Here is a 17,055-nt window from a genome sequence, read left to right on the forward strand (position 1 = left end):
CGATCGCGCATCAACACCAAATAGCTAAATTTAAGTTAATTTGACACCTGTAAACTTGAACCCTTTTCATCTTTATAGACTTCAATTCGGGTTTGGAAAGCCTCTCTAAACTGGGGCATATGAGTTACGGCAAGAATACAGGCAAAATCTGAGGCGATCGCATTTATCGCCCCAACTAATCGATTACAGCCTTCTGCATCCTGTGTACCAAAGCCTTCATCGACAATTAGCATTTGCAAAGATGTACCCGATCTTTGAGCTAGCAGTTTAGCTAAGGCTAACCGCACCGAGAAATTGATCCGAAATGCTTCCCCACCAGAATAGGTTTCATAGGGGCGAGTACCACCAGCATCGGCAATTACTATATCTAGGGTATCGATCAGCTTAGTTTTTTTCTTGGATGTTCCTTTAGAGGCTTTTTGAGTCAAAAACTGGACGTGAAACTGATTACCCGTAAGTCTGGCAAGAATTTGATTGGTTTCAGCTTCTAGTTGAGGCAAAATATTTTCAATGGTCAAAGCCTGAATACCATTTTTACCAAATGCCTGAGTTAATTCTTGATAGATGCGATATTGTTTTTCGTATTCTTTAAGTTGTTTTCCTGTATCTTGATATTGGACTTTTAAATTATCTATTTGAGTTAAAGATTGCTGGAGTCTACCACTACGAGAGATTAATTCATCTAGCTGTTGACGACGTTGATAAATTTGCCGATCTATAGTTTGAATTTCCTGACGATGATCGGCAATAGTTTCTTTTTGAGCCAGGTGTTCTTGCAGTTGTTCGTGGCTATTTTGTCGATCTTGAAGCCTTGTCTGTAATAGTTGCTCTAGTTCAATTAATTTTGCCTGGGTTTGAGGATATTCCTGCTGTGCCTTATGTAATTCCTGATGTTTTAACTGCCAAGATTGCGATTGTCTCAAGGAGGTTAACAGGTTGTGATGGGTAGTGCGATCGTATCCCAACTCTTGGATTTGGCGATCGAGCGAGTCGATCTGCTGTTGGATTGGCGAGTTGATATGTAGCTTTTCTAAACCAGTTTGTAGATCGCCAATTTCTTTGAGTAGTCGTGGCTTCTGCTCATCTAATTTTGCCTGACGCTTTTTGGCATCTTCAATCTTTGCCTGTTTAATTTCTGCCCATCGCAGGCTATTTACTTCTCCTCGAACTAGAGCGTGGGTTTGCTCATCATAATTCAGCGTCTGTAATTCTCCTGCTAAACGCTTAATTTCCGTCTGTAACTCTTCAGCGTAATGACCATTTTGCAGAGATAGCTCTAAATTATCTCTTTCCTCTTGAGTTACTTGCAGCTGATCGTATACGGCTTCGGTGGCTTCAAGTTGCGCTTCTAGTTGTCCAAACTGCTGTTGCAGAGAGTCATAGGGAGAAATTTCTTGTGATATGTCCTGATACTCTTGACGTAGTAGCTGCAATTCGCGATCGCAAGTAGATAATTGTTCTCGAATTACCCAAATTTGTTCTTGAATTTCCTTTTGCTGCTGCTGAGTTTTGCCAACTACCTGATGGCGATGATGTTCATCAAGAGGGCGATCGCACAACGGACAACTAGCTTCGGGGTTATCCAGCATTTCTAGCTTTTGCTTGAGTTCGTGTAACTGTCTTTCATAAATGCGCTGGTTTTCCTGTAGCTTAAAACGAAACTCTTTTCTTTCTGTACCTTTCTCTTCAACTCGCTTTTGATATACTCGTTTTTTATCTAATTCGCCAATCTGAGCATCTACGGTTAATAGTTGGTTGCGCTTTTCGGGAACTTTTTCGATATCTTCGGCTAGCTTTTGGGTTGCATGGTGCAGTTGCTCTAGCCTTGCCGAGAGTTTGGCTTCTTCACGATTAATTTCTCTTTCTAGATCGTTTTTTTGCTTGATTAAAGGAGAAATATATTGCTGCAAGCGATCTAATTCGCTTAGCTGCTGACGAGCTTTTTCTAGCTTGATTAGTGCCGCTTCTACATCCTGAGTTTTCCCCAATACTTTGGTTATTTCTTGTTCCTGCTGTTCGATACTTTCCAAGCGGGTTTGGATCTGGTTAATTTGCAAATTTAGCTGATTTTTGTGTTGGGCAAGCTGTTTTTCTAGTTGCTGTCTTTGCTGCTGTGCTTCTTGATGGGTAGCAAACTTAGCGGATAATTCTTTTTCTAAACTTTGCCAAGCGAGTAGCTGGTTGTAACCCTGGGTAATTTCCGTCTCTTGTTTAATTAAATTATTTAATGATGCTAGTTGTCCTTGAAGAGCATTGATATCCTTGGTAGCGCGATCGCAATCTTGAGCTAAGTTCTGATCTTGCGTCTGTTGAAAAGCTAGTTGTTTTTCCCAAGTCTGTCGCTGATATTCAATTGCTTGAAATTGCTGTAGCTTTTGGCGATCGCAATCTTGTAAAGCTTTTGATTTGGCTAATTCTTGTTGAAGATGTTCTAATTCTGCTGCGATCTCTTTTCTTTTTGCCAGTTCAATTTCTAACGGCTCTAAATTTTGTTTCAGCTGTTCGATCTTGCCCTTATATTCCTTTGCCGTATCTTTGGCTTGACTCGCCAACTGTTCATAGCGATCGAGCTTTAATAGGTCTGCTAATATCTGCTTCCGCTCACTAGGACGACGTAACATAAACTCATCTGCTCTTCCCTGACGCAAATAAGCTGAGTTGGTAAAGGTGTCGTAGTCTAACTTTAAACAGGAAATGATTTCATCCTGGGTAGCCCGCAACCCCTTAGCGGTAATCGATCTGAAATTACCAGCTTTAGTCTCCACCTGAAATTCTAGAGAACTACTTCTACCTCTCGTGCGCGAGCGAATGACGCGATAAATCTGATTATTGCAGCTAAAATCAAAGTCGACACGAAGGTTGTTTGCCCCACCGTTGATTACATCATCTTCAGTCGTCGCACGGCTTTTTCCCCAGATCACCCAGGTAATCGCTTCTAGAAGTGATGATTTCCCCGCACCGTTAGCGCCACAAATACAGGCTGTATGCAGCCCTTGAAAGTTTAAAGTAGCATCTCGATAACTTAAAAAGTTTTTTAGTGTTAGCTGCAACGGAATCATACTTTATGACAACGCCCTCGTATAAAAATAAAGCTTGTTAGTATCTTTGCATTAAGTTTCAGTCTAAAGTTGTAATTTCAGGGATTCCAGCTTTTGATGGCGGTATTTTACAAAAATTAACAAAAATTGTTATCTTAAATAGTGAATTATTCAGATCGTTAAATTCGTTAAATTAACTATAGTGCTAGCAGAGATTAATCCAGCTAACGCCTTAATCGTTGGAGCAAGTCAAGGAATCGGACTAGGATTTGTTCGAGCTTTGTTGCAGCAAGACAATGTTAAAAGTATTTACGCTACCTATCGCAGTCAAGATACGGCGGGTGAATTATTTGATTTAGAACGGCAGTACAGCGATCGCCTAAAATGTTTACAGGTTGATATCACCGCTGAATCTGAGATAGCAGCAGCAATCAAGCAGATTCAAGAGTCGGTCGAGCAGCTACATCTAGCTATTTATTGTGTTGGAGTACTCCACGATCGTAACCTGTCCCCAGAAAAAAGCTTGAGGCAAATTGATGCCGACAAGCTGATCTATTCCTTTCAGGTTAATAGTATCGGGGCGGTATTATTGGCTAAACATTTAATGCCTTTATTTAATAAACGCGATCGCAATATCTTGGCGTGTATCTCAGCTAAAGTCGGCAGCATTGGTGATAATCGCCTTGGTGGCTGGTATGGCTATCGGGCTTCTAAGGCGGCTCTAAATATGTTTCTTAAAACTACAGCGATCGAATATAGTCGTAGATGTCCTCAGACTATAGTAGTGGCATTACATCCAGGTACTACCGACACTAGACTATCTCAACCCTTCCAGAAAAACGTTCCTTCAGCTAAGCTATTCCCCGTAGAACATACGGTAAGTCTGTTATCTAAGGTAATCGCCGGTTTGGAAATAAAAGACAGTGGACAATTCTTTTCCTGGGATGGCACTCAATTGCCTTGGTGAATAGCTAATTTTTCTCTAATAAATTGTCAACTAGTTGAGGCGCTCGCTAAGTTTATCAAAAGAGTTTGCCTAACAGATGAGTATAATTGCCAGCCTCAAACTTATTTAGGTAATTGTCATTAGTTAATTCTTAAGATAAATAAACTAAGTTTATCTAAAAAAGCAGTATTGATTAATTATTTTAAATTTGATGCTCATAAATATTCAATCCTTATTGAGAATAAGCAACGAGGTTACGTTTTTTTGGGCTGCGATATATTTATTGAGAATGCTGTATCATTAATTATGAATACAATAGGTTATTTGTGTTCAATTTGGTGATTTTGACTAGACAAAATATTGCTCGAAGCACTATCATACTTAAATCGTAGAGAATTATACTGCTGGGCTTAAATGATAAAATTTACTTTACTTAATCTTAGCTTATTGACTAAGTATAATTGCTTATTCAACCAGCCTGGCAACAAATAGATCTTAAAAGTAATTTTAAAATTTTTACTCAGACTTTAGGCGCGATCGCATGGTAATTTTTGACGCAGATTAAACTTGCCTTCGCTCAAAAAACAGTAGAATCGGCAATATAAGAACAGGTAGCTTATTAGTATGTGCATCTAAATGTTAAAGACCTTAAAAAAAATATTAGGTGGGTTTGGAACACTTAACGGTGCAACTTATCCTTTTAAAGCCTCGATCACCTTTATTAAAAATCCCAGGTTAATTAAATATATTGCGATACCGATTCTAGTTAATATCGTAGTTGCGATCGCGCTTTATAGCGGGTTGTTGTACTTTGGTTGGCAGATTGTTGATGGAGTACAAGGAAATGTAACTGTGTGGTTAAACCAATTAATTACTAATCTGCCTCAATGGTTAGGATTTTTAACCTATCTTGTTTCAGGTTTAATTGTGATTGTGCGTTTCTTGTTAGTTGTAATTCTGCTGATTGCCACGGGATTTTTATTAACTCAATTTGGCGTGTTGCTGGGTGCGCCTTGGTATGGTCAACTGTCAGAACAATTAGAAAAGCACCGCACAGGGAAAGTTGAACTGATTGAATTAAATATAGTTAGCGATTTAAGCAGAGCGATTTTATACGAACTCAAAAAGCTAGTGTTAATTGCTTTAATCAGTATTCCCTTATTATTAATTAATTTCTTTCTAGGAATAGGAACAATTGTTTTTAGTGTGGGTTCACTTATCTTGACTACTACCATTGTCTGTTTAGACTTTTTCGATCCCTGTTTAGAAAGAAGACGTTTAACATTCCGCCAAAAGTTAGGTATAGTTTTCAAAAGTCTTCCTGCTAGCGGTAGTTTTGGCTTAGTATGTTTGGGACTAATTAGTATTCCCTTGCTAAATCTAATTACTATTCCTTTGTGTGTCGCCTCAGGAACATTATTTATTTGCGATCCCGAAGGGTACGCGGAGCGTAATCGCCAAATAAAACTCCTAGGACGTTCATCAAGTCTACCCGAAAGATAATCTGGCAATATTCATAAAAATACCCTACCAGAAGGCAGAGTATTAACATTCAATAAGTAAAAAGAAGTTACTTAAAGTATTGGTGCTGTAGAACTATTTGGCTGGGCTTTCGCCTTCAATATAAATAAACAAAAGCGCCATAGCAACGCCTGCGGCCACTAAGCCGACAAGAGGAACCATCGCAACAGGTAGCCAGGAAGCTGCATAATTGCCAATCATATTTAATTTTTCCTATTTTAAAATGAACGTTGACATCATGGATATTACTGTGAACCCCAACCCGATTAAGTTTAGTTATAAAGATTCTTAACAAAAAGCGAACTTAAACCAAGTTAAAGTGATGCTATTTAAGGGATACCTTAGATACAAAAATTAGGAGAAATTAAATTTTTATGAACGAATACAATGCGATTCAACCGCCAGGAGATCCTCAAATTGGCAATCTGGCAACGCCCCTTAACTCGTCGGATTTTAGTAAAAGCCTAATTCGTAACTTACCTGCCTATCGCGAAGGTTTGGCACCATTTCGCCGTGGCTTAGAAGTTGGTATGGCTCACGGGTATTTTTTATACGGACCTTTTTTGGTCTTAGGACCATTACGTGATACTCAAAGTGCCGATATTGGGGCTTTGCTCTCAGCCATTGGTCTAATAGCAATTGCAACTTTGTCTTTGTCTCTCTATGCTAGTGCTATGGGTGGCAAACCGACTGAAACGGTGACTACTGGCAGTGTACCTCAAGCTTTCTCTACTAAAGAAGGCTGGAGTGAATTTGGTAGTGGTTTCTTTATTGGTGGTGCAGGTGGAGCATTTTTTGCTTATTTCTTGCTCTCTACAGCTTACATAGGAGATTTTAGAGCGCTAATTCCTGGTTTTTAATCTGGCAAATTAAGATTAAAAAACTTAAAACGGTCTAAGATTTTTATTTAATCAACCGATCGATTAGAGCCTAGAGGTGACTCTGGGCTTTATTATTTAAATAAGTATTCAACAGATATATTGTTGATAGCTAGATATATTTTTTAAAGAAAATAAGTAGTTATTTGAGAGCAACAATGACAAATCTCTTACCTCTAAAACAGGCGGGTTCGCGTTTAAAGAACCTAATAAAATCAACTTTATCTACTTTGTTACTTGTGTTGGCTATTTCCTGTATAGCAGCACCGGCGATCGCGACTGGACTATTCGAGCTACCCGATTTTGATTCCGACCAAGTTTGGGTTGTTGATACGGCAGATGCTATTAGTAATGCTAATCAGAGTAAACTGACTAAAACTTTTCAAGATTTAGCTAGTGAAACAGGTCAAGAAGTAAGAATGGTGGCAATTCGTCGCCTAGACTATGGTGAAACAGTAGATAACCTAGCAGAAACAATATTTAAAGATTGGTATCCTAACGCTGAGGCTCAAGCTAACCAGACTTTATTAGTCTTGGATACCTTAACCAATAATGTGGCAATTCGTTCGGGAGATTCCGCCCAAGAACTAATTGGTGCAGAGGTAGCTGAAAGCCTTGTTAATGATACAGTAGGCTACAACATTCGCAAGGGCAACAAATACAATCAGGCTTTTATTGATGCAGGCGATCGCCTAGTGGCAGTGCTTTCTGGACAAGAAGATCCAGGTCCTCCCGAAATGGATGATGAAATTCAAATTGAAGGTACATTTACCAAAGCTGAAGACACCGATAAAGGAAGTGCAACCGTCTGGGTAATTGGGTTTTTAATTGTTGCTACTATTATTCCCATGGCTACTTATTACTGGTATGTCGGATTGGGTAATTAATCCTGAATATATTCTGTACCATTGATTAAAGCATACTCAGCTCTGGTAAACTCACGACCTAAATAGGCAGCGTGGTCTAACATCGTGATCGGACAGGGTTGAGGTTGTTCAATTACCTTGACGCACAATTGTTTAGCCGTTCTAGCTGTATAAAGCCTTTCTACGGTACGCTCTACTTTTTTTCCGCCGCAAGCAATCACTTCTCCCGTTTCTGGATCTACTGCCAAACCGCGATCGTTAATTGTATTGGTGTAGTGCTTGGCACAAATTAATTCTGCTTCTCGATCTACGTAGATGATGTAATATCCGCCTGGATCGAGGGCAATGGGTCGTTTGGATAACTCGTCGTCTATGGCTTTTAGATGTTCGAGATTGATGGTAGTGTGCATCAAAAATTTATAACGCTCGATTGATTTGATTGGTCAACAATTATGATAGACCGTTTCAAATCATTTATCATCGCTCATTGAGCAAAATTTTCCATATTATAAAAAAAGTAAAAATATTAAAGGTATTAAGGCGATCGCTTTTCTGATTTAGAAGTGAACTTTATATATAGAATTTTTAATAATTAATTTCTATCAAACTATTGATTTTCTGGGTCAAAAAGCATATGCATGTGGAAAATAAAAATTACAGAACACATATTTTCAAAAAAGCGATCGACAATTATTTTAGACAAAATTTTGCCATATAGAGAACAAGCTGCTTTGAATTCACTACTGTATCAAAGTGGAGATATAAAGATGTTTGAACTTTTTGTGGAAATAAAGAAAGTTTTGATCGAAAAATTGGCAGTTGAACCAGAATCAGTTAGTCTAAATAGTCATATTATTAACGATCTAGGTGCAGACGATCTCGATCTTGCAGAACTTATAATAGAATTGGAAGAGAAATTTGAGATTAAAATGCCAAATAATGTCTCTACATATATTGGAAGTAATTATTGGAGTTCTGATTGTTTTTCCAATCCCATGTCTGGCAATGTAAAAAAACTATTTGATTTTATTAGCAACGCCATATTTGAAAATTAAGCAAATTTGATTTTTGATTAATTTTCAATTCACTATATACCTTGATAACTTTTCCAAGCTTCCCAAAAGTTAAACCCAGCCATGGACAGCAAAAATAAGCTAAAAATCTGGCTAACTAGAGAATTGGGTAGCTTGGGTAATAGCCTCGTTCCAACTTGACTACCTAACATTCCACCAATCCCTAAAATCAAACCAGGAATAAACAGTACATTACCCTGAACAGCATGAACCACAGTAGAAGAAATAGTTGCGGTCACAATGACCCCTAAGCTAGTTCTTACTGCAACTTTAATATCTTCGTTTAACAACAGCATCTGTAAAGGAACCATAATTGTACCACCACCAATTCCTAGCAAACCAGCTAGAAATCCACCAATGCTTCCTGTAGCAATTCTAGAAAGCCTAGGATTTAATGCTTCTGAGTGCTGTTCTTGAGCAACGATTTTTTGACGAAGCCTAATGAGAAAAATATTAACCAGTAAAAAGCAGGCGAAGATTGTCAATAACACATATTCTGAAATCGACCCGGCTAAATATGCACCAAGAGGGGCAATAATAATAGCTGGAATAGCAAGATAAACTACTCGCTGCAAGTCGAGGTAGCCCATGCGCCAGTTGTAAAAACTGCCAGTAGTAGAACTCATAATAATTACTAAGCTACTAGTTGCCACAGCCTGAATTGGCGGATAGTTTAATGCCACCATTAAAGATACAATAATAAACCCGCCACCTATTCCCAGTATTCCTGCCAAAATTCCCGAAAAAACGCCGCCGACTGCTAAAATTAGCCAGTTTTCCATAGTAAATCTTTGATTACTTATTCTTGATAGTCACTGTTGATTTCAACTTCTAAAGTATCTTCATCAATATAAAGATAGAGAACATTAGGGCGACAGCATACTTGGCAATCTTCAGTGTAAGACTGCTGCATCCCTGCACTAATATCTACAAAAGTGCTGTTCGATTCGCCACAAAAAGCGCAAATATATTCGGCAGTTGTTTGCATAATTAATTACGTAGTCTAGCAAAAACATCAATCTAAAGATTAAATTGTACACTCATGGTTGGACTATTATTTATTCCTGTAGCTCTGGACAGATATTGGAATATTAGATAATATCAACTAACTACATATATACCAATTCTCGCGCATTAGCTGGAGAGATAAATCGGCAAATTCAGCCAGCTTCACGATTAATCAGCCAGCGAAAATCTATAATTAGTCGGTAAACAGATAAATCATCTGTGTTCATTACTTGCGACGTGGAGAACGCGATTGCCCTAAAGGATACCGCTTCGCGTCGCAAATCATGCACGAACATATCCTTTAGGGGACATTTTTTTTTAATCCTTAACGACTAAAGCAATTGATGAGCGAAGAACTTTCCCTGGATGCCGATTCTTTAGTCGAAAAAGCCAACGAAAAACTTGAGAAGATTAGTGAAAAACTGCAAAACAAACTAGAAAATTGCCAAAATTTTAGCGAGATCATTCAACAAATAATCGATCTTGTCGCGATCGCCGATCTGCTGGTTGAATTTGGATTACCCAAACCAAAAGTTTTAACAGAGACGATCGCCAATACCAAGCCACCGACACAAGCTGCATTTACCATAGAATTAAAAGACTCAACGGGGATGGCGATCGCCAATCTCTCAGTTTTTGATAACATTTTTGACAACAGAGGCATACAAGTCTTTTCTCCTACTATTGCTGAAAAAGTACCGAGCAATCTAAGAACAGGTCAGAAACAATCGAAGACTAAAGGTATTTCTCTTCATATTGGATTAAACCAAGTCGATCCAGCTCATTATCAAGGTTGGGATGGAAAACTTAGAGGCGATTGAGCAAGTGCCGTCTGGAGTGCAGTTAATTATTATCTTTGATACTTGCCATTCTGGGACTGGAACAAGAATGTTGCCAGTGAATTTGCAGGGAAGATCTTTAACTATGTCTGTCGATCTCAACGATCGCTCAAAAAGCAGAAATAAAGAATTACTTCGAGGTTTGAAAGCTAAAAATACGGTTTCCGAACTTTTAAATCCAGACCAATATCAACAAATTTTAGCCAAAAAAATATTGTAGTCTATCGTTTTCTGCCACCGCCTCCCGAACTACAAGAAAAAATTGTCAAAAATGCTCGCAGTAAAGCACTGAGTAAGCCAGGTATTAAAATAAAGCGACATTTACTTCTAGCTGCTTGTCAGGACAGTCAAACTTCAGCAGATGCTTATTTTGATGGTGATTTTCACGGCGCTTTTACCTATTATTTCTGTCAGGCGATCGCTGATTCTCCCCAACTAGGAACAAAAGAACTAATCGAGCAAGTTACTCAACAACTGACACAAGGAGGATTTAGTCAAAAACCCCAACACGAAGGAGAAAATCTTGCCAGTCCTATTTTTGGTAAATCTTTAATTACAGATATATCTAACATACCTAACCCTAAAACCATGCCTAATATCAATGCAGAAAACCAAAAGCTGTTAATCAAAGCTTACATAAAACTTTTAGACACTATTGCTGGAGGTGAGAAAATTGAAATAGAAAGTCAGCGCGACATTACAGAAAATCGCTATCTAGTTTTAGTCCACGGTATTAGCAAACATATTCAAGGATATTCTAATTCTTGGTGGAAGGCGCTTGAGCCTCATGTCGGTCAAGTATTTGGGAATGGTAATCTTGATGATCGGCGCAAAGAGGTAATTTGGAGCGATTTGGTGAATACTAGGGAGATAAATGCAGTTGACGAACAAAAAAAACAGCAATTGCGTCAAGAAATAGAAAATATTTTAGAAGATCGTCAGCGACAAGAAATTGCAGTTAGTTCTGGAGAAAAGAATATTACTCGAAACATCCCTTCAGTTATGGAAAGAGGTGATGGTTTTGCGCTCGATGACTTTCTGGTTTACATGTTAAATGAGAAAATGCGCCAACGTATTATCGATCGCTTTACTAAGATAGTTGAACCGCTTCTAACAGCCAATAATGCGCTCGATATTATTTCCCATAGTTGGGGTACAGTTGTTGCTTATGAAGGCTTGAGGGAACTAGAACAACAATCGACTGCTCGTCGGGGAAAAGTTAGCAATTTCTTTACTGTTGGTAGCGCGCTTTCTCTGCCACTGCGAAATTCTCTGAGAAACGAGAACAAAAAAGGCGATCGCCCTGTTTTGTTCAACAATTGGTTTAATCTTGATGCCAAAGGCGATTTCGTTGGCGGTATGCTTCAGGGCAAATTTGCCATTACTAAAGAATTTTTAGAATTAGAGCCAACAGAATGCGATCGCGGATTATTGGGTTACAGTTTAGGTTGCGCCCATGGCTCTTATTTTAAAGAAAATAATTTAGCTGTTAATCGTGACATTTTTGCCAGGTTTATTAATACAAACCAGCAATAGTCATTTTAGTAGTAGTATTATCGATCTTATCAAAGCAGAATTACTATGCAAAATAAATTGAGGATAACTAATTAATGTTTGCTCCTAAAGTATTACTTCATCCTCAAGAAAAATACTTTCCCATGAATCCTTTAGACTTCATCTCAATTTCTCGTTTTCGTTATGATGTAGAACTGGGAAAGGATTATGGATACAATAAAGTCTTAAATGATTGGGTGGAAACGGATCTAAAAGCTCCAGAATACTATGATATACCTCTTCAAGTTCTGAAGAAGTTTGGTCTTAATGCAGACAAGACAAATCGACGACCAAAAGATAAAAATAGAGGCAAGCTCGGCAATGTATTTCTGCAACCTGACGGTAAGCCTCCAGGAGATTTCAACCCTACTGGCAACATTCCCTGTTATTTATTTCAGCTAGATGCAGATAATGGTTATGTTTTCCATCAATATTGGTTTTTCTATGGCTATAACCCTTCCTTGGTGGGAATTGACCTCAGCCATCAAGGTGATTGGGAAGATTATACAGCAGTAACTAAAGACGGTGAATTGGTGGGTGCTATTCTTGCTGCTCACGGAAAAAGAACTTGTTACAAGTTAGATCGATTAGAGATGGACGGGAAACAGGTACAGGTGTATGCTGCCTTGGGAACTCATGCTTTGTATCCCCAAGAAGGTTCATTTGGTAAATTTGGTACCGATAAAACCAGAAGGGGTGGTTATGCTTGGGACACGTCGCAAAATGTCGAAATTTTAGCTCAACAGGGTTGGCGAGATTATGCTGGTGCTTGGGGAGAAGTTGGGGAACTACCTGCTACAACTGGGCCATTAGGTGCTTGGTACAAAAGAATTCCTGGAAATTTTCTGAGTTGATTAGGACTTCTCGATTATTCTGCGTCTTTAATTGCCATAGCTTCATTCAAATGTTTGATCAAAGTTTTTTGAGGTAATGCAGCGGTTAGATGTTGCCAAGGAAGGATAGTTTCTGCTGCTGACCAGCGATCGTGAACGTAGTAATCTAAGGGTGGTATTTGTCCTTTTAGCTGTTTAAAAGCCCGTTTATAGCTACCTGCGGAGTCACCAAATTCTCTAGTTAGCTGAAGTAATTTCCCCAAACGGCGATCGCCACGAGAAATTAGAGCCTGAATCACTGACCAATTATAGCTTTCAGGACGAAAATCCGTCCCTTGTTTTCTCAGATTCTTTTCCAGATATTTCAAGCGTTTTTTAGCCTCAGGATTGACTCCAAACCATTGAAACGGGGTGTGAGACTTAGGCACAAAAGTACTGCATCCCAAAGTTAAGCGTAAGCCAGGTGCAGCTTGTTTAATTGCCGACATCATGGTAACGGTTGCTTCTGCATCCTCCATCGATTCTCCAGGAATACCCACCATGCCGTAGAGTTTTAAAGCTTTTAAACCACCTGCCTTAGCGTTAATTGCCGCTTGAATAATTTCATCGTTAGTCAGCTTTTTGTTAACTATCTGCCTTACTTTTTCTGAACCACTTTCCACGGCAATAGTAATCGAACGAGTATCACGCTTAGCTAGGGTAGAGGCTAACTTTTCGGTCACAGTGTTAGTTCGTACCGAGGCAATACTGAGACGGACATCTTGATATTTAGGTTGAGATAGGTAATCAAGAATCGCTTCAAATTCTGGATGTTGCGTTACCGATGCACCAAGTAAACCCAAGCGATTGGTAACTTTTAAGCCTCTATCAATGGCAGGTATCAACGAACTTGCTAAAGGCGCGGTACGAAACGGCAAAGTCAGATAGCTAGCCAAACAAAAGCGACACATTTCAGGACAGCTACGTACCACCTCCACCATGTAAATATTTTCCCAGGCTGCTTTTTCGGTTACTACAGTAGAAGCCGAGAGAGTATTACCACGATAGGTTTGCTTTTGTACCGACTCAGGGATGTCAGAATCGATAGGTGCGATCGCGCTGATTGTGCCGTCAGGACTATGATAGGTTACTTCATAGAGGCTAGGAATATAAATTCCAGGAACTTGCGCCAGATGACGAAGTTTGGTTTGACGATCTGCATTACGTACCTGTTGATAAGCATCAATAAAGCGATCGAGTAAATCTTCTCCATCTCCCAACAAAATCACATCAAAGAAATCTGCCAAAGGTTCTGGGTTGGCAGTTAATACTGTTCCCCCGCCAAATACCAACGGGTGATGCTCTTGGCGTTCAATGCTATGCAAGGGAAGATCTAAAGACTCTAATAAATTAAAAATATTGATATAGTCTAGTTCCCAAGATACAGAAAATCCCAACAGTTCAGGATTTATGGGCAAAGGTTCGCCAAGATCGGTAAACAAACGACGAACATCAACATCAGAACGCATTGCTAAAGTTGCCCAAACAATTTGGAACCCTAAGCTAGTAATACCTATAGTGTATTCGTTAGGAAAGGCAAAAATAGTGGGGATAGCGTTATTTTCGGCAGTTGCAGGAGTAAATAGCAGACGTTCTTGTTGAAATACACTCACAGATTATTTGTTTTGAGTTTTGAATTTGACTCTTTATTATGATTATCGATCGCTTTCGGGTGTTGTTGCAAAACCGATCGTAGTTATATAGAGATTAATTCTCTTCGTCTTATCATCTAAATTTACGTCCCAATGATGATACGTTTTTTGCCCATCATAATCATTTCCATTTAAAGATAGCCGAACCCCAGTAGTAGGTTGGGTAGAGGAACTAAACCCAACAAAAATCACTTCATACTTCCCAAATTAAATCATTTGTTGCCAACATTATTTAATTTGGAATCACTCGAGATAAATTAGAGAATCAACAACAATTTTCCCGCCACTCCAGTCAAGATCTAAAAGATGATAGCCACAGATTACATATAAAAACCTAAGTGGATAAAGAATAAATTTGACCATCAATCAGTAGTCTAGTGATTCCTTTATCCTGAAGATGGTGTGAGGTTTTTTGTAACATCCGACCATCAGGAACTTTGATCACTCGTTCGCGACGATGGGAAAACCGTTTGGCAATGCTATGGTTATCGAACACGGGAAGGGTTCTTTGACTTACTTCCGTCTCAGGAATTGCACCTAAATCGGCAAAATCGGCTAAGGGTTTAACAATCAATTCTGCCGAGCGATCTATTACTAAATAGCAAGTTCTAGGAATTAAAGCTTGAGATAAAGGCAGAATCTGGACATCTCTCAAGCCAGAACGTCTATTAGAATATAATGCGCTTTCATCCTCTTCCCAATCTTCATCTTCATCTTCATCTTCGTCATCATTAATATCCTCTAGATCTTCACCTAGCATTTCTTTGAGAATCATGATATTCATAGGATCATCTTCCTCATCCTCTTCTAATTCAACCCGATCGCTTTTAAGAATTAGACGTTGCGGAGTCATGCCGCTAGGCTTGTCGCTTTTTGGAATATCCTCAATATTAGACTTACTGCTTACTTTATGGTCTAAAACCAGTTTGGCTGGGGTAGGTTCTTCGACTGGTTGAGTTGACTCGATGACTGGTTGAGTTGACTCGATCTCCATCGCCTCTGAAGTAACAGTTTTTACTGCTGGTTCAGATAGAGAACGACGGCGACGGCGACGAGGTATTTTGGATTCCGCCTCTGACTGGCTAACCGTATTTATCTTTGGTTTCTCAGACGCAGTAACTTCCAACAAAGCATCGTCCTCGACTATCGCGGGTCGAGCTTTTTTCTGCTTAACTTTAGCTTGAGGCATAGTCTGGTTAACACTTTCGGCTTGTTGTAATGACTTTTCCCCTCTAGGAGTACGTGCCAAACGTTTTTGCTGGATTAAATCTTCATATTCCGTGGAGGATAATTTATTTTTGAGAAAGCGGCTGATCGTAGAACTACTGACCTCATAACTTTGTGCCAAAGTTGAAGTGGTTGCTTCAGAATTACGATATTGTTCAAGAATATCTTGCTTATCGTCTTCAGTTAGTTTTCTAGGACTCATGCTTTCTTAATCAAACTCGCGCTAGTGTTACTTTGCTGTTAATAACAATATCAATTGTGGCGATATTGTTAACACACTTAAATAGTCTATCTCGTCGGGCTGAACTTGGTAACGTTAACTACAGTCAAAATCACAATTGTTTATTAGTTTCTTAATGAAATAATTCATCTTGCCGATAACTGATAAATTGTTTCTTGATAGGAATAACCTTAGTTAGGATCTAAAACTAAATGGTAAATATGCTTAAACCCAATGCCAAAACAGCTTTACTTGTTTTAGCTGATGGAACTACGTATCGCGGTTGGTCTTTTGGCGCAGCAGGAACTGTGGTCGGAGAAGTAGTCTTTAATACGGGTATGACAGGATATCAAGAGGTTTTGACCGATCCCAGCTATTGTGGTCAGATTGTTACTTTTACCTATCCTGAGTTGGGTAACACGGGGGTCAACCCAGCTGATGAAGAATCCGACAACGTTCAGGCTAGAGCAGTGATTGCGCGAAATATTACCTATCGTCCGAGCAATTGGCGTTCTACTCAATCTTTACCAGACTATTTAAAAGCCAGAAATATTCCTGGTATTTATGGCATTGATACGCGATCCCTGACGCGCAAATTAAGAGACTATGGAGCAATTAATGGCGCTGTTTCGACAGAAATTCTCGATCCCCAAAGACTACTAAAGCTTGTGCAGAAAGCCCCAGATATGGCGGGATTAAATTTGGTTAAAGAAGTAACTACAGCCCAAGTTTATCAATGGTCTGAAGAGACAGAATCAGAATGGGAATTTGCTGGGGGTGCTAATCAAGATAATCTTTTAACGGTGGTGGCGATTGATTTTGGCATCAAGCGTAATATTTTGCGTCGTTTAGCCAGCTATGGCTGCAAAGTGATTGTCGTTCCAGCTAATACTCCTAGCGCCGAGATTCTAGCTCATAATCCTGACGGTATTTTTCTGTCTAATGGTCCTGGAGATCCCGCAGCAGTTAAAGAGGGGATTGCCACAACTAAAGAGCTGTTACAGGCAGGTAAGCCGACCTTTGGCATCTGCATGGGTCATCAGATCTTAGGATTATCCCTCGGTGCGGACACGTTCAAGCTCAAGTTTGGACATCGAGGTTTAAACCAACCCGCAGGACTACAAAAGCAAATTGAAATTACTAGTCAAAATCATGGATTTGCGATCGCCGAAAAATCTTTAGGGGCAGATGTGGAAATAACTCACCTGAATCTTAATGATCGAACTGTAGCTGGCCTGTGTCATAAAACCTTGCCTTTTTTCTCTGTACAATATCACCCTGAAGCTAGCCCAGGACCTCATGATGCTGACTATTTATTTGAGAAGTTTGTCAGATTAATGCTGGAAGCAAAAGATTAAAAA

The 17,055-nt window shown here is 39.2% G+C and carries 17 protein-coding genes; 10 read left to right on the forward strand and 7 right to left on the reverse strand.

Going from position 1 to position 17,055, the window contains the following annotated elements; all coding sequences use genetic code 11:
- Positions 1-35: 35 nt before the first annotated feature.
- Complete coding sequence (sbcC, locus tag V6C71_18095) at positions 36-3,059, reverse strand: exonuclease subunit SbcC (GenBank protein HEY9770372.1); 3,024 nt, start codon at positions 3,057-3,059, stop codon at positions 36-38.
- Between the two features lie 181 nt (positions 3,060-3,240).
- On the opposite strand from sbcC, the gene V6C71_18100 reads away from it, so the two are divergent.
- Together V6C71_18100 and V6C71_18105 are read left to right on the forward strand one after the other, a co-directional pair.
- Complete coding sequence (locus V6C71_18100; protein HEY9770373.1) at positions 3,241-4,005, forward strand: SDR family NAD(P)-dependent oxidoreductase; 765 nt, start codon at positions 3,241-3,243, stop codon at positions 4,003-4,005.
- A 615-nt stretch (positions 4,006-4,620) separates the two neighbouring features.
- Entirely contained in the window at positions 4,621-5,487 is an 867-nt protein-coding gene (locus V6C71_18105) for an EI24 domain-containing protein (protein ID HEY9770374.1), read from the forward strand.
- Positions 5,488-5,580: 93 nt separating this feature from the next.
- Here the strand turns inward: V6C71_18105 and V6C71_18110 are convergent, their stop codons facing one another.
- Positions 5,581-5,706: a photosystem I reaction center subunit VIII gene (locus V6C71_18110; protein ID HEY9770375.1), complete on the reverse strand. Its 126-nt coding sequence runs from the start codon at positions 5,704-5,706 to the stop codon at positions 5,581-5,583.
- Between the two features lie 173 nt (positions 5,707-5,879).
- On the opposite strand from V6C71_18110, the gene V6C71_18115 reads away from it, so the two are divergent.
- Positions 5,880-6,365: a photosystem I reaction center subunit XI gene (locus tag V6C71_18115; GenBank protein HEY9770376.1), complete on the forward strand. Its 486-nt coding sequence runs from the start codon at positions 5,880-5,882 to the stop codon at positions 6,363-6,365.
- A 176-nt stretch (positions 6,366-6,541) separates the two neighbouring features.
- On the forward strand, positions 6,542-7,270 hold the full coding sequence (locus V6C71_18120; protein ID HEY9770377.1) for a TPM domain-containing protein: 729 nt from the start codon (positions 6,542-6,544) through the stop codon (positions 7,268-7,270).
- On the opposite strand, the gene V6C71_18125 is transcribed toward V6C71_18120, so the two are convergent.
- Entirely contained in the window at positions 7,267-7,659 is a 393-nt protein-coding gene (locus tag V6C71_18125) for a DUF4346 domain-containing protein (GenBank protein HEY9770378.1), read from the reverse strand. The genes V6C71_18120 and V6C71_18125 overlap by 4 nt on opposite strands.
- Before the next feature lie 228 nt (positions 7,660-7,887).
- Between V6C71_18125 and V6C71_18130 the strand changes: the two genes are divergently transcribed.
- A complete protein-coding gene (locus tag V6C71_18130; GenBank protein ID HEY9770379.1) occupies positions 7,888-8,304 on the forward strand; it encodes an acyl carrier protein in 417 nt (138 codons plus the stop codon).
- 32 nt (positions 8,305-8,336) lie between these two features.
- On the opposite strand, the gene V6C71_18135 is transcribed toward V6C71_18130, so the two are convergent.
- Positions 8,337-9,104 (reverse strand): sulfite exporter TauE/SafE family protein, encoded by a 768-nt coding sequence (locus V6C71_18135; protein HEY9770380.1) that lies wholly within the window; start codon positions 9,102-9,104, stop codon positions 8,337-8,339.
- A 17-nt stretch (positions 9,105-9,121) separates the two neighbouring features.
- Entirely contained in the window at positions 9,122-9,310 is a 189-nt protein-coding gene (locus V6C71_18140) for a CPXCG motif-containing cysteine-rich protein (GenBank protein ID HEY9770381.1), read from the reverse strand.
- Positions 9,311-9,674: 364 nt separating this feature from the next.
- Between V6C71_18140 and V6C71_18145 the strand changes: the two genes are divergently transcribed.
- The 4 genes from V6C71_18145 to V6C71_18160 all read left to right on the forward strand — a co-directional run bounded on the left by V6C71_18145 (position 9,675) and on the right by V6C71_18160 (position 12,577).
- Positions 9,675-10,151: a hypothetical protein gene (locus V6C71_18145; GenBank protein HEY9770382.1), complete on the forward strand. Its 477-nt coding sequence runs from the start codon at positions 9,675-9,677 to the stop codon at positions 10,149-10,151.
- Positions 10,129-10,389, forward strand: a complete 261-nt coding sequence (locus V6C71_18150) for a hypothetical protein (GenBank protein ID HEY9770383.1) — start codon at positions 10,129-10,131, stop codon at positions 10,387-10,389. The genes V6C71_18145 and V6C71_18150 overlap by 23 nt, the downstream gene beginning before the upstream one ends.
- Positions 10,390-10,757: 368 nt before the next feature.
- Entirely contained in the window at positions 10,758-11,705 is a 948-nt protein-coding gene (locus V6C71_18155; protein HEY9770384.1) for a hypothetical protein, read from the forward strand.
- A 74-nt stretch (positions 11,706-11,779) separates the two neighbouring features.
- The gene (locus tag V6C71_18160) at positions 11,780-12,577 is read left to right on the forward strand and encodes a hypothetical protein (protein HEY9770385.1); all 798 of its coding nucleotides are present in this window, start codon (positions 11,780-11,782) and stop codon (positions 12,575-12,577) included.
- Positions 12,578-12,591: 14 nt separating this feature from the next.
- Here the strand turns inward: V6C71_18160 and V6C71_18165 are convergent, their stop codons facing one another.
- Positions 12,592-14,208 carry a radical SAM protein gene (locus V6C71_18165; GenBank protein HEY9770386.1) on the reverse strand — a complete coding sequence of 539 codons (1,617 nt, stop codon included), beginning with the start codon at positions 14,206-14,208 and terminating at the stop codon, positions 12,592-12,594.
- 373 nt (positions 14,209-14,581) lie between these two features.
- Positions 14,582-15,676, reverse strand: a complete 1,095-nt coding sequence (locus V6C71_18170; GenBank protein ID HEY9770387.1) for a transposase — start codon at positions 15,674-15,676, stop codon at positions 14,582-14,584.
- A 239-nt stretch (positions 15,677-15,915) separates the two neighbouring features.
- Between V6C71_18170 and carA the strand changes: the two genes are divergently transcribed.
- On the forward strand, positions 15,916-17,052 hold the full coding sequence (carA, locus tag V6C71_18175; GenBank protein HEY9770388.1) for a glutamine-hydrolyzing carbamoyl-phosphate synthase small subunit: 1,137 nt from the start codon (positions 15,916-15,918) through the stop codon (positions 17,050-17,052).
- The last annotated feature ends 3 nt before the right edge of the window (positions 17,053-17,055 follow it).

The sequence above is a fragment of the Coleofasciculaceae cyanobacterium genome, from assembly GCA_036703275.1.
GTDB lineage: Bacteria > Cyanobacteriota > Cyanobacteriia > Cyanobacteriales > Xenococcaceae > Waterburya.

Excerpts from the sequence above, each read along its gene's own strand:
- V6C71_18125 (HEY9770378.1), bottom strand. The coding sequence starts at position 7,659 with ATGCACACTACCATCAATCTCGAACATCTAAAAGCCATAGACGACGAG.
- V6C71_18140 (HEY9770381.1), bottom strand. The coding sequence starts at position 9,310 with ATGCAAACAACTGCCGAATATATTTGCGCTTTTTGTGGCGAATCGAAC.
- V6C71_18130 (HEY9770379.1), top strand. The coding sequence starts at position 7,888 with ATGTGGAAAATAAAAATTACAGAACACATATTTTCAAAAAAGCGATCG.
- V6C71_18135 (HEY9770380.1), bottom strand. The coding sequence starts at position 9,104 with ATGGAAAACTGGCTAATTTTAGCAGTCGGCGGCGTTTTTTCGGGAATT.
- sbcC (HEY9770372.1), bottom strand. The coding sequence starts at position 3,059 with ATGATTCCGTTGCAGCTAACACTAAAAAACTTTTTAAGTTATCGAGAT.
- V6C71_18115 (HEY9770376.1), top strand. The coding sequence starts at position 5,880 with ATGAACGAATACAATGCGATTCAACCGCCAGGAGATCCTCAAATTGGC.
- V6C71_18145 (HEY9770382.1), top strand. The coding sequence starts at position 9,675 with ATGAGCGAAGAACTTTCCCTGGATGCCGATTCTTTAGTCGAAAAAGCC.
- V6C71_18105 (HEY9770374.1), top strand. The coding sequence starts at position 4,621 with ATGTTAAAGACCTTAAAAAAAATATTAGGTGGGTTTGGAACACTTAAC.
- V6C71_18150 (HEY9770383.1), top strand. The coding sequence starts at position 10,129 with ATGGAAAACTTAGAGGCGATTGAGCAAGTGCCGTCTGGAGTGCAGTTA.
- V6C71_18170 (HEY9770387.1), bottom strand. The coding sequence starts at position 15,676 with ATGAGTCCTAGAAAACTAACTGAAGACGATAAGCAAGATATTCTTGAA.
- V6C71_18120 (HEY9770377.1), top strand. The coding sequence starts at position 6,542 with ATGACAAATCTCTTACCTCTAAAACAGGCGGGTTCGCGTTTAAAGAAC.
- carA (HEY9770388.1), top strand. The coding sequence starts at position 15,916 with ATGCTTAAACCCAATGCCAAAACAGCTTTACTTGTTTTAGCTGATGGA.
- V6C71_18160 (HEY9770385.1), top strand. The coding sequence starts at position 11,780 with ATGTTTGCTCCTAAAGTATTACTTCATCCTCAAGAAAAATACTTTCCC.
- V6C71_18110 (HEY9770375.1), bottom strand. The coding sequence starts at position 5,706 with ATGATTGGCAATTATGCAGCTTCCTGGCTACCTGTTGCGATGGTTCCT.
- V6C71_18155 (HEY9770384.1), top strand. The coding sequence starts at position 10,758 with ATGCCTAATATCAATGCAGAAAACCAAAAGCTGTTAATCAAAGCTTAC.